This window comes from Aquirufa sp. 5-AUSEE-100C1 (genome assembly GCF_054558655.1).
Genome location: NZ_JBPXKO010000001.1, coordinates 108,361 through 120,285, shown reverse-complemented (window position 1 = coordinate 120,285; position 11,925 = coordinate 108,361). Strand labels below are relative to the sequence as shown.

Here is an 11,925-nt window from a genome sequence, read left to right as displayed (position 1 = left end):
ATTGAATAAGCCACAAAGATACTAATCTAATAAACATGAAAAGCATAATTATTGCCTTATTCCTGCTCTTTTCAATGGGGGCATTCGCTCAAATCAAGAGCGGACCTATGCTGGGCTATTCCGAAATGAAAGAAGTCCTTGTATGGGTGCAAACCGGAAAGCCTGCACAAGTACACCTTCAATACTGGGAAAAAGGCGACAAAAGCATTCACAAAACGGATCCCGTTCAAACAAGTAAAGCAAATGCTTATATCGCACGTATCATTGCCGATGAGGTAAGCATGGGTAAACGCTATGAATATGAGGTTTGGGTAAATAATGAGAAAATGTCCTTTGATTATCCCCTAGAGTTTCAAACCCAGGAGCTTTGGCAATACCGAAAGGATCCTCCCGCGTTTTCTTTCTTATTCGGAACCTGTAATTATGTGAATGAAGAAGCGACGGACCGACCGGGTAGACCCTATGGCGGTGCCGATGAGGTGTATGCTGCGATGTATGCCAAGAAACCTGATTTTATGATTTGGGGAGGTGATAATTTCTATTACCGCGAACCGGATTATACGAGAACAGGGATGATTCACCGAAATGATCATGCAAGATCAGTCAAGTCGATTCAACCCTTATTAGCGAATGTTCATCATTATGCTATTTGGGATGACCACGATTATGGCCCAAATGATGCAGACCGATCTTTTCCATTAAAGCACCTTTCGCTCGAAATGTTCAAGATGTTTTGGGGAAATCCGAATTTCGTTTTTCCAAATGAGGGAATTACTGGAAAATTCCAATGGGCGGATGTCGAATTTTTCATGATGGACGACCGTTGGAACAAAGCCCCCAACGAGTTAAATGACCCCAATAAAGACTATTGGGGCCAAAAACAAATGAATTGGTTATTAGATGCCTTAATCAGTTCACGAGCGAGCTTCAAGATTATCGTGAATGGGGGCCAAGTAATTAGTCCAGCGAAGGTATTTGAAAACATGGCGAATTACGAGGGCGAACGTAACTACTTGTTGAAGGAAATTAAAAACCGAAACATCCCGGGCGTATTATTCTTGTCGGGCGATCGCCACATCTCGAATTTGAATAAATTGGAGCGCCCAGGAACCTATCCCTTGTATGATTTAACGGTTTCACCTATGACGGCTGGCAAAGCGGATGCCGTAAAACAAGATTACAACGAGACATTGGTACCGGGGACATTGGTACAAGAAAGAGCTTTCTCGAAAATCGAAGTTTCGGGTCCCCTAAAAGACCGAACGCTAACAATGACCTTGTTCAATGTAAAGGGGGAGGTTATTTGGAGCAAAGCATTAAAATCGACTGAATTAAAATAAGATGGAAGTAGTATTAAATCGATTAGATCAAGATTTTCACTTTGAGGCGACGGGTTCCTCTCCTGTTTCGGTACACATCGATGCGGCCGAGGGAATTGGGGGGCACAATGCAGGTGCAAGACCGATGGAATTGTTACTGATGGGATTAGGCGGTTGTACGGCCATTGATGTCATTTTGATTCTTAAAAAGCAACGTCAAATCATTGAGGACTTTCAAATTCGTGTGCAAGGTGACCGCGAAAAAATTGAAGGTACCGAAAAGACACCCTTCCGACAAATCAATATCCAGTTCGAATTAAAAGGAGAAATTGATGGAAACAAAGCATTGAGAGCGATTCAACTATCGATGGATAAATATTGCTCCGCAACTGCCCAGCTGGAGCCAAGTTCAAAAATCACACATTCATTACTGTTAAACGGGGAAACCTTCGAAGCCTAACATGCAAGCATATTTAGATTTACTAACGCATATTAAAGAAAACGGAACCTTTAAATCAGACCGTACGGGAACGGGTACTTTGAGCGTTTTTGGCTACCAAATGCGTTTCAATTTGGAAGAAGGCTTCCCATTAGTAACGACCAAAAAAACGCATTTAAAGTCAATTATCCATGAATTATTGTGGTTCTTGAAAGGGGAAACCAATATTCAATACCTGACGGAAAACAACGTGAGTATTTGGAACGAATGGGCCGATGAAAACGGGGATCTTGGCCCAGTCTATGGGAAGCAGTGGAGAAGTTGGGAAGGCGCCAATGGAATCGTTATCGACCAAATCAAAGAAGCCGTTCATACCTTGAAAACGAATCCTGACTCTCGTCGGATTATTGTGAGTGCTTGGAATGTCGCCGACCTTCCAAAGATGGCGCTAATGCCTTGTCATGCCTTTTTTCAATTTTACGTAGCTGATGGAAAATTGTCCTGCCAATTATACCAGCGCTCTGCCGACGTATTTTTGGGAGTTCCGTTTAACATAGCGTCCTATGCCTTGTTAACCATGATGATGGCACAGGTATGTGATTTAGGCTTAGGTGACTTCATCTGGACCGGAGGAGATACGCATTTGTATTCGAATCACATGGAGCAGGTAGATTTACAGTTAACTCGCAGTCCGCGACCTTTACCTACGATGAAGATTAATCCGGAGGTGAAAGATATTTTAGACTTTAAATTTGAAGACTTTACTTTGGAAGGATATGATCCACATCCGGCAATCAAAGCGCCGGTGGCAGTTTAATGAACTAAGAGTTAAGAACTAAGAGTTAAGAGTTATTCTGTATAGCAACATCTATTTTTTCTATATAGAAGTAAAATCAATTTATAACTAAAAAAGGCGCGATAATTCGCGCCTTTTTGGTTAATGAAACTCCTAGAATTTAACTCTTAGTTCTCAGTTCTTAACTCTTAACTTAGTTATCTATAACTCCCCCACTCAACACATTACATCCTTTATACTCATCATCGATGAAAATAAACACATCTTCTTTCGCCTTCATAAACCATTCCTCGATAGCATCGTTTTTCTTACGCGATAGGGCAATCATACCAATCTTCTGGTAATCCTCTTTTAGGTTGGCAAAATGGGGTGGATATTTCGCCTTGTAATACAAGATACGAACCGCTGAACGTCCATCTTCCGTACGATAAGGAATGGGAGCTGAGATCGTGCCCACTTTCATCGAATCGAGTGAAAAATACAAACCTGGTTCCATCGTACCATCAAAGGGCATCCGAGTGGAACGAGAAGCCATGTCCAACAATAAACCTCCGGCATCTTGCGTAAGTTTATCTTCCGAATGCTCACGCGCAGCCTTATCAAATGTCAATGAATCCCGTTGGATCAAAATGCGTAAACTATCCAAAAATTTTGTCGGCTCTGTCAAATCTAATTTTTGATAATCTGGACGAATCAGAATGTGACGGGCATGATATTCCTGACCGCGGACTTCCAACAATTGAATCAGGTGATACCCAAATTCCGATTCAACCACGTCGGACAATTGGTTGGGCTTCAACTTCAAAGCAGCCGCCTCAAATGGTGCAACCATCTGCCCACGTTTAGAAAAGCCTAAATCACCGCCACGCTTTCCGCTCCCTAAATCTTCGGAATATAACTTAGCTAAATCTTCAAAGGACTCCCCTTTTTCGATACGTCGTCTATAATCCAATAAACGACCTACTAATTCCGATTTTTGTGTTTTATTCGGTTTGGCTAAGCGAACAATATGACCTACTTCGACTTCGGATGGCAAATAAGGTAAGGAATCGGTTGGAATCCGTGCGAAGAAAGCAGCTACCTCTTTCGGAGTAATTTTGACATCGTTCGTAATTTTTTCTTGCATTTTGCGACCCGTCAATTGCTCCTTTAAGGACAAGCGTAAATCTTCTTTCAAGTTGACGATCGATTTCCCATAAGCTTCCACAATATTCTTGGCAGACCCATATTGTGCTTCCATTTGCTCCATACGTGAATTTAATTCGGCATCTATCCGCTTATCATCCACGATGACCGAATCAATCTCCGCCTTCGCCAGCATCAATTTATTAACAACCAAACCCTCCAATATCTGACAGCGGTTTGGCGTATTTGCCTGCCCACTAGTCATGTATTGACTATATTGTTGTTCGACTTCCGACTTCAAAATATAGTGATTATCGACCTTGGCGATAATTCGATCAATCAATGTTCCCTTATCTGACTCCTGGGCTTGAACACGAGCCCCAGCACAGAACAACACGAATCCCAACAAATACCCTTTCAATTTCATATTTTTATATTTTCTATTGCATGATGCGATTCAACTCTTCCGACTGCAATACCACCGGAAAGCGTTGTTTCAAATTACTTAACCAATCTTTTTCCAATTGCGCTTGCAATTCACGAATTATTGAACTTCGAGACTCATCAAAACGCTTCAATCGCTCGGGTTCTACTTGACTAATTTCAACGTAAAGATGACGGCCATTTAGTTCTTTTGAATGTTTTCCTATTTCCCAAGGAAGCTCATCCAAATAGGCGTTTTGCCCTTTGACAAAATAACCTTCTCCCGCTTCCAAACTCTGCGGCTTGATAGCATTAAATCGTTTCACGACATCATCCATCGATTGAGAATAAAATTTAATGGCAATACGTGCATTCTTAGCCTTATCCGTTTTGGAGACAGGTTTTAAGGTTCCCTCAACTTTCTCAATGATACGAGTTTGACTTATACCTTTTTTGACCAAATAAGCTACCAAATGATTAACACGCGCCTCTGACAAGCTATCTGCTTCGGAACCATCGTGATAACCCGAAATTTCAATCACATAATCTCGATTTTTGGCCATCAACAGAAATAACTCTTGAGCCACTTTATTACCCGCATCCACGATCTCCGTTTTACCCAAAACAAAATTAATGTCGGGCAGGCGTTTATTCATTGGATAGGGAGATTTAGCAAGCAATTCCAAAGCTTCACTCAAGGTCTTTTGAGAATCAGCATCAATAATCTTCGCCTTTACCCTTGCAGGCATGGTAAATTGAGCTGCATGTGCCTTAAAATAAGTTTGCTGACGCACGCTATCCAAAGACTTTTCAAAAATCTCCTGATCAATGATCTTACTGTATAAGTTACCCTCAAAAAACTCCTGCATCTGTTCTTTAAAGGCAGGATACTTCGTTTCCAAATTCTTTTCTTCCTCTTCCAATGCTTTTAAATCAACAAACTCCGCCAACCAACTAGCCTCCGAAATAGCAGGCAAATAACCCAATGCCTTTAATTTACTTTTTTGCTGGGCGATAATGTACTGGTAAAAATCCTGTATCGTCCATGACTTTTCCCCGACTTGCAATAAAGGCATTTTCAGAAAATACTCATCTCCCAAACGATCTTGCGAAAAACGCTCCAAAGCAATCTTCTCCGCAGCAGGTATCACATTTATCTTATTTTCGCGACGAACACGAGCTAAAAAAGACGAACGAATTAAAGCCGAACGCTCGGGATCTGTTACCACTTTTTGGCGTAAATACTCCGCCATTTCATCGTAACTTAATAATGGCTTTTTATCTAATAACTTAAAAATTTGCCAGCCTAAATTCGTCCGAATGGGCTCTGTAAAGTCCCCTAAACGCTGAATCGAAAAGAGCTTATTCTGTAATTCCTCCGACAAATCTGACGAATAATACCAGCGACGCAGCTCACCGCCGCGTCCCTTCGAATAAGGATCTTCTGAATAGTTCTTACAAATCAACTCAAACGATTCATCGCCCTTTTCTAAATACTTTTTAACCTGCTCGATGCGATTTTTTGCATCCACTTGCTGGTTTGTAGGCGCATTCACCGCAACCGAAACTAAAATATGTGCCAAGCGAATTTTTCCCTGATTCGGCCTAACATCCAATATCTTGATTAAATGATAGCCTGTTGCAGTTCGAACGATCGACGAAACGCCCCCCTTTTCCAAGGCGTATACCGTATTCTCAAACGCATACTGGGTCTGCAAACTCGTTATAAAACCAAGATTTCCTCCTTTAACTGCCGAAAAATCATCCTCTGAATACTTCTTAGCCAAGTCTTCGAAAAGCTCCCCCGCCAACAATTTTTTACGGATATTATCTATTTTCTGATAAGCCAACAAGGTATCAGCGGCCGATGGATTTACAGGCAATTTAACCAGAATATGAGCTACCTGCTTTTCAAACTTCAAACGCTGATAAGCCTCCTTAACCAAGTATTCGGTTTTTTCACCATCAACTAAATAGGGACTCGCTAACTCCTTACGAAAACTTTGAAACTCCTCCTGAAATGCAGGAGTCAAATGAATTTTTGCATCCTCCGCCGCAAGTAACTTTAACTGATAATCAATGTAATCGGATAAAAATTTTTGCTTATTGTCGGCTTTGATACTATCACTCTCCAACAATCGACGATAATCTTTTTCAAAAACAACAGAGGAAATTTTCTTACTCCCCAACTGAATAGCCGCGTCTTGTTGCGCCCACAAGCTGAACGAAAACAGACAACAAATACCAAGCAATGCCTTGAAGGGAAACATTTGATAAATTTTAATAAACCTCATATCTACAAGTCGACAAAATTACACAAAAACCTGCAATTTCCCGGCCAATTTCCTTATTCATTTATTCGTATACGGTAGGAATACCCATATTGAAATCCATTGAGATTGGATCGTCCGCTCTTCCAATTACCTCGTTTAAAACGAATCGATTTCCCCTTGGGTAAACTAGACCAGTCCCATGCTAATTCAGAAACCCCCAAAAGATCCCTTCCATCTTGTGTTGACCAATAATTCAAACCCACAGCGCCCAAACGGGTCCCCCATAAAAACCAAGATAAAGGATTACTAACTGAACTCCACTCCACAAGCATTAAAGGAACCTGTAAAACTCCCCCCCAATGATTCACTTGTTTTAATAACCTAAGGTCCTTCGTATAGTCATCCAATTCCCAAACAGACAGTTGAAGCCCCAATTGCTCACCTGGGTATAACTGAATTTTCAAGGCCGGAATCGAATCCAATGCAATCGTCTCGCCTTGCTTGATTTTTCCGATGTAGCGTGAGGTCGTCTCCGCACGCAGGATCTTACCCTCTTTGATGGCTACCAAATTATACTCGAGCCACAACTCGTCATGCAAACTCACATTCTCTTGTATATCATACGCTTTGATCGCAATGAGCTCTAAACTAACTGCCCGAGGCTTCTCTTCTATTCGAATAGGTGAAGGTGATGAAATTGCGAAGGGAATGGTCTTTTGGCGACAAGCCGCAAAAGCCAAAAAAAATAAAAGAAATAGATATTTATGCATGAATTGACGCCGGTTCTTGCTGGGTCAAACAATGAAAACTCCCTTGCCCCCAGATAATTTTTTTTGCCGAAAGACCTATAACGGGCCTATCTGGAAAAAATTGTGCGATGGTCTTCAAGGCAAATTCATCTTGTTCACAATCAAAAATCGGCACAAGCACTGCCGCATTACAGATGTAAAAATTCGCATAAGATCCTGGCGCGCGAAACTCATCAATTACAACAGCTGCTGGCATTGGAATTTCCACGATATTTAAAGGCTGACCATTCAACAAACGCATCGCCTTTAATTCGGCTAAATTCTGGGCTAGCACCGCATGATTCTCGTCCTGTTCGTTGGGCTCCACCATAGCGATCACCGTATCCTTATTCACAAAGCGTACGGTATCATCAATATGTCCATCCGTATCATCGCCAACGATACCATCAGACACCCATAATACCTGTTCAACGCCATAATGTGCACATAAATACTGTTCAATTTCTTCTTGGCTTAGATGCGGGTTACGGTTTGGATTTAATAAACAAGAGCGGCTCGTTAACACCGTCCCGGCTCCGTTAAAATCGACAGATCCTCCCTCCATGATAATACCCGGAGTTACTTTGGGCAATTGTAAAATGTCCGCAACACGCGAAGGAGACTCATTATCCGAATCAAACGGAGGGTATTTCCCACCCCAAGCATTATATCCCCAATCCACAATCAATCGTTCCGAACTGTTCCGATTGACTAGAATGGCAGGGCCATGATCCCGACACCAAGCATCGTTAGTCGGCTGAATATGTAATCGAATTTGATCCCCATCTATCCCGTAAACCGAATATTGCGATTGAATGAACGAAGCCAATTCCGCATCATTCACTTGAATATTCACGATCTCTCCCGCAGAAATCGCCTTAATCAGGGCGAAATATTCCGGATACATCTCGACCAATTTATCCCCTTGCCAAGAATGATCATTGTGCGGGAACGTAATCCACGTCGATTCATGTTTTTCCCATTCGGCTGGAAAATAAAAACCAAGTTCTTGAGGTGTATTCATCTTATAATTGCGCAATGATGCGTAAACCTTGTAATGTAATTAATTTATTAACCTCGTCGAAATACTGCTCCAAAGGTGTCAAAATAGAGGATAATCCACCCGTGGCGATAACCTTCACTTCTCCCTTGCGCTCTGATTTAACTCGTTCGATCATCTCTTTTACCATACCCACATAGCCCCATAAAATTCCTGATTGAATCGCAGAAACCGTATCAAATCCCAAAGCAGATTCAGGCATTTCCAAGGGAACTTCCGGCAATTGAGCCGTTTGGGAAAACAGTGACTTTACCGCCGTCTTTAAACCTGGAGCAATCGACACGCCCTGCATTTTCCCCTCTCGATCCACCAACGTAAACGTCAAAGCCGTTCCAAAATCAACAATCAAAACATCCGATTCATAATGATGATGCGCATAAACCGAATTAGCCACCAAATCCGCCCCGATTTCATCCGGACTAATCACCTGTATCGGCAAAGACTTATATAATTCGGGCCCCATAATCTTCACAGGAAAACCAACCCAATGTTCCAATCCCTTCTGAATCTGAATCAATACCGGCGGAACCACCGAACTTATTAATACCGACTCCACCTTGACATCCTGAAACCCTTTTTCCGACAACTCTTTCTGAATCCAATGCTCCAAACGAATCGCGGTCCAAGGCTGATGCGTAGGGGTACGCAAATGTACCTGCCACCCCGATTCCGTATAAAATCCACAGACAATATCCGTATTCCCAATATCAACGACTAAATGCATATTTTTTTATTGTGGTAAATCTTTTTCTAAGCCCGCCGACAAAATCGGAAAACGTAACCAGGACTTGGGATCTAAACTGTAATCGTCCACGTGGAAACCCGGCGCATAACGCTCTCGTTTCCACTGATTACGCGCCCATAATCGAAAGAATCGGTGTATAAATCCATTCAAGGCTTCCTCGGAAAAATTTCCGGCATACTGCTGCTTAAGCAATTCCAAACATTCAGATGGACTTTGATGCTCATAAAATGACCACCGCTCCAAAGAATTCAATATCGGGTAAGGCATCAAATCCTCCTCATCCACTTGCTTACTATCCAATGGCCTTAACTCCGCACTCGGCTCCAATCGATTCACATAAGCCAATCCAGCAACCCGCCATTTACCTTCCAGACCCACTTTTTCCATCCATTTCAACCAAGAACGTAAATAAGCCTTATCAATGCCGGCAATCGGAGAAATAGATCCGGAAGTATCTCCATCCATCGTGGCATAACCCACACTGGCTTCTGAACGATTGGACGTCGCGAGAAGTAAAGCATTTTTAATATTGGCCAACATCCATACGCTCGGGGCACGGACCCTCGCCTGAACATTCTGAAGCGTAATATCATCTTTCTCCCATGACAATGAGCGCTCAATAGTCTGTTCAATCAAAGAACGATATCCCTGCACCAAGCCATCTATCTCGATTTCATGGTGTTCAGATCCGATACTCGCAGCTAATTCGGCTGCACTTTGTCGCGTATCTGCCGATGAGTTAACGGTTCCCTGGTAAATAGTAGTCATCAGCTTAGCCATTAAATCCTTCGAATCCTGGCAGCCAGAAATCCAAGGAATGTAGGCCAACCGCGACTTGATTCCCTCCCATCCCAATTCCAGCTCAGCTAAATAGACTGCAGCAGCACATAAAGAGACAATGGCGGAAGAATCTGCCCCACCTGAAAGCGACAACACAAAACCACTTGAATAGGACTTACGAGCATAATCCCAAAGCCCCAGGGCAATCGATCGAGCGAATTCCTCCTCTTTTAAATGAGAAGACGTTTCCCAGGCTGGACAATCAACTAAAATATTTTGATGTTTTTTGCCAACTATTTCGCCGATCTGAATGAGATCCTCTGACTCATCAGTGAATCCATTAACCTCAACAGTCGACGCGATTACTTGAAAATCCTGGAAGGAAAATCGAGATGTTTGGGCCAACAATTGATCATTTTGAAAAATATAGGCATCCCCATCAAATATGGTTCGTCCGGATTCATTCCCTAATAAATTAGCAAAAACATAAGCTCCATCAATAATGGAAGCTCCTTCGAGAGCAAGTTTTTGGCGAACGGCCGACTTCCCAAATGAAAAATGAGAGGCCGTTGGATTACAAATTAGCGATACGCCACAGGTCGCCAGAGCGTAAGCTGGGCGCTTTTCTCCTTCCCAAGCATCTTGACAAATCTCGATACCTAATCGAATCTCACCCATTCCAATCCGATAATCCCCAAAAGGAATGCCGTCTAAAGAAGCGCGCTTTCCCGCTGGCCATGGATGAAACCAACGTGCCTCGTAGTGCACACCTTCATTGGCTAAATGTTGCTTGGGAATATATGCCTGAATTTTACCCTGATAGAGCACCGCAACCACATTGTAGAGTTGGGACTCAAAACGTAAGGGTAATCCGACCAACAAAACCATGTCTGCTGAAAATTTCAGCAATTTATCCAAGTATTCTTGAGCTTTTTGCTGCGTGAAGGGTGCAAAAAATTGATCTTCACAGCCATAGCCTGTCAAACACATTTCCGGTAGACAAAGCAATTGAGCCCCTGCATTTTGTGCGACGCGAATGGCACCAACAATCCGTTGGTAATTCCCTTCCCAGTCCAAGGGGGTCTGATTCAATACCCCAGCGGCCACATGAATTTTTGGCTTCATTATCGAGGCTTTTGAGCAGATACTTTTGGACTCGGTTTAAATATACGTGTCCAAATACGTTTTGTTTTCGAAGATTTTGCAGCTACCTCAGCATAGGAAACCGTACGCACATGCTTGTAGCGAGGAGTCCACATCCAAGATAAAGCCTCATGAGGTCGATAATAATTTTCGCCGTGTCGATGTTCTACGCGAACGTGGCAGGTTTCACGCGGACAGCGTGCCGACCAGCATCCAACTAATCCCAAGCAGCTAAGGCAACCGAAGACAAGCAGTAAACAACTTCTTGAAAAATATTTTTTACCCATGAAACAAAAAAAAGAATCCACTCAATGAGGTAAGAACGAATCCTAATTAGTTAAATTACTTTTCAACCTGTATTTTTACATTGAATTTAGGTGAACATGCAATTAAAAACCAAAGATATAAAATCAGTTTTAAAAAGAAGTGATTTTGAATACCCCGTCATGGAATCTTTTTACACGATTCAAGGTGAAGGGAAATATCAAGGTCATGCCGCCTATTTCATTCGATTGGGAGGTTGCGATGTGGGTTGCCACTGGTGTGATGTAAAGGAGTCATGGCCTGTCGATACGCATCCGATTAAATCCGTTGAAACTTTAGTAAACGAAGCATTACAATTTCCTGGCCGAATGGTGGTCATCACAGGTGGAGAACCACTCATGCATGATTTAGGGCCATTAACAGAAGCTTTTCAAAGCGCTGGATTTCGGACGCACATGGAAACCTCTGGCGTTTGCAATGAATTCACAGGTTCCTGGGATTGGATTTGCTTTTCACCCAAGAAGTTCAAAGAACCCAATCCAAGTATACTACCACACGTTCATGAATTAAAAGTGGTCATCTATCACCCCTCTGATATGAGTTGGGCCCAGGACTGGTCATCAAAAATTAATCCAGACTCCCATTTATATCTTCAGCCCGAGTGGTCGAAGCAAGCCAGCATCAATCCTTTGATCGTAGAATTTGTAAAATCCAATCCAAATTGGCAAATTTCGGTACAAACGCATAAGTTCCTCCAAATCCCCTAATGC

11 protein-coding genes are annotated in these 11,925 nt (G+C 42.4%); 4 read left to right on the top strand and 7 right to left on the bottom strand.

Going from position 1 to position 11,925, the window contains the following annotated elements; genetic code table 11:
* Window positions 1–35 precede the first annotated feature (35 nt).
* The 3 genes from ACMH5P_RS00550 to ACMH5P_RS00540 are packed head-to-tail and all read left to right on the top strand — an operon-like array spanning window position 36 to window position 2,575.
* Window positions 36–1,340: an alkaline phosphatase D family protein gene (locus tag ACMH5P_RS00550; protein ID WP_459492363.1), complete on the top strand. Its 1,305-nt coding sequence runs from the start codon at window positions 36–38 to the stop codon at window positions 1,338–1,340.
* Between the two features lies 1 nt (window position 1,341).
* Window positions 1,342–1,779, top strand: coding sequence for an OsmC family protein (locus ACMH5P_RS00545; RefSeq protein WP_459492362.1), 438 nt, complete (start codon window positions 1,342–1,344; stop codon window positions 1,777–1,779).
* A 1-nt stretch (window position 1,780) separates the two neighbouring features.
* Window positions 1,781–2,575, top strand: a complete 795-nt coding sequence (locus tag ACMH5P_RS00540) for a thymidylate synthase (RefSeq protein WP_459492361.1) — start codon at window positions 1,781–1,783, stop codon at window positions 2,573–2,575.
* 172 nt (window positions 2,576–2,747) lie between these two features.
* Here the strand turns inward: ACMH5P_RS00540 and ACMH5P_RS00535 are convergent, their stop codons facing one another.
* The 7 genes from ACMH5P_RS00535 to ACMH5P_RS00505 all read right to left on the bottom strand — a co-directional run bounded on the left by ACMH5P_RS00535 (window position 2,748) and on the right by ACMH5P_RS00505 (window position 11,118).
* Window positions 2,748–4,106, bottom strand: coding sequence for a peptidylprolyl isomerase (locus tag ACMH5P_RS00535; protein ID WP_459492360.1), 1,359 nt, complete (start codon window positions 4,104–4,106; stop codon window positions 2,748–2,750).
* A gap of 13 nt (window positions 4,107–4,119) precedes the next feature.
* Window positions 4,120–6,372, bottom strand: a complete 2,253-nt coding sequence (locus ACMH5P_RS00530; protein WP_459492359.1) for a peptidylprolyl isomerase — start codon at window positions 6,370–6,372, stop codon at window positions 4,120–4,122.
* Between the two features lie 77 nt (window positions 6,373–6,449).
* Window positions 6,450–7,145: a hypothetical protein gene (locus ACMH5P_RS00525; protein ID WP_459492358.1), complete on the bottom strand. Its 696-nt coding sequence runs from the start codon at window positions 7,143–7,145 to the stop codon at window positions 6,450–6,452.
* Complete coding sequence (locus ACMH5P_RS00520) at window positions 7,138–8,187, bottom strand: agmatine deiminase family protein (RefSeq protein ID WP_459492356.1); 1,050 nt, start codon at window positions 8,185–8,187, stop codon at window positions 7,138–7,140. The genes ACMH5P_RS00525 and ACMH5P_RS00520 overlap by 8 nt, the downstream gene beginning before the upstream one ends.
* Window position 8,188: 1 nt before the next feature.
* On the bottom strand, window positions 8,189–8,947 hold the full coding sequence (locus ACMH5P_RS00515) for a type III pantothenate kinase (protein ID WP_459492354.1): 759 nt from the start codon (window positions 8,945–8,947) through the stop codon (window positions 8,189–8,191).
* Window positions 8,948–8,953: 6 nt separating this feature from the next.
* The gene (nadE, locus tag ACMH5P_RS00510) at window positions 8,954–10,873 is read right to left on the bottom strand and encodes an NAD(+) synthase (protein ID WP_459492353.1); all 1,920 of its coding nucleotides are present in this window, start codon (window positions 10,871–10,873) and stop codon (window positions 8,954–8,956) included.
* On the bottom strand, window positions 10,873–11,118 hold the full coding sequence (locus tag ACMH5P_RS00505) for a hypothetical protein (protein ID WP_459492352.1): 246 nt from the start codon (window positions 11,116–11,118) through the stop codon (window positions 10,873–10,875). The genes nadE and ACMH5P_RS00505 overlap by 1 nt, the downstream gene beginning before the upstream one ends.
* 156 nt (window positions 11,119–11,274) lie before the next feature.
* Between ACMH5P_RS00505 and ACMH5P_RS00500 the strand changes: the two genes are divergently transcribed.
* Window positions 11,275–11,922 (top strand): 7-carboxy-7-deazaguanine synthase QueE, encoded by a 648-nt coding sequence (locus ACMH5P_RS00500; RefSeq protein WP_459492351.1) that lies wholly within the window; start codon window positions 11,275–11,277, stop codon window positions 11,920–11,922.
* Window positions 11,923–11,925: the final 3 nt, after the last annotated feature.

Coding starts and splice junctions, on each gene's coding strand:
- ACMH5P_RS00535 (WP_459492360.1), bottom strand. CDS start 4,106: ATGAAATTGAAAGGGTATTTGTTGGGATTCGTGTTGTTCTGTGCTGGG.
- ACMH5P_RS00520 (WP_459492356.1), bottom strand. CDS start 8,187: ATGAATACACCTCAAGAACTTGGTTTTTATTTTCCAGCCGAATGGGAA.
- ACMH5P_RS00540 (WP_459492361.1), top strand. CDS start 1,781: ATGCAAGCATATTTAGATTTACTAACGCATATTAAAGAAAACGGAACC.
- ACMH5P_RS00550 (WP_459492363.1), top strand. CDS start 36: ATGAAAAGCATAATTATTGCCTTATTCCTGCTCTTTTCAATGGGGGCA.
- ACMH5P_RS00500 (WP_459492351.1), top strand. CDS start 11,275: ATGCAATTAAAAACCAAAGATATAAAATCAGTTTTAAAAAGAAGTGAT.
- ACMH5P_RS00525 (WP_459492358.1), bottom strand. CDS start 7,145: ATGCATAAATATCTATTTCTTTTATTTTTTTTGGCTTTTGCGGCTTGT.
- ACMH5P_RS00545 (WP_459492362.1), top strand. CDS start 1,342: ATGGAAGTAGTATTAAATCGATTAGATCAAGATTTTCACTTTGAGGCG.
- ACMH5P_RS00530 (WP_459492359.1), bottom strand. CDS start 6,372: ATGTTTCCCTTCAAGGCATTGCTTGGTATTTGTTGTCTGTTTTCGTTC.
- nadE (WP_459492353.1), bottom strand. CDS start 10,873: ATGAAGCCAAAAATTCATGTGGCCGCTGGGGTATTGAATCAGACCCCC.
- ACMH5P_RS00515 (WP_459492354.1), bottom strand. CDS start 8,947: ATGCATTTAGTCGTTGATATTGGGAATACGGATATTGTCTGTGGATTT.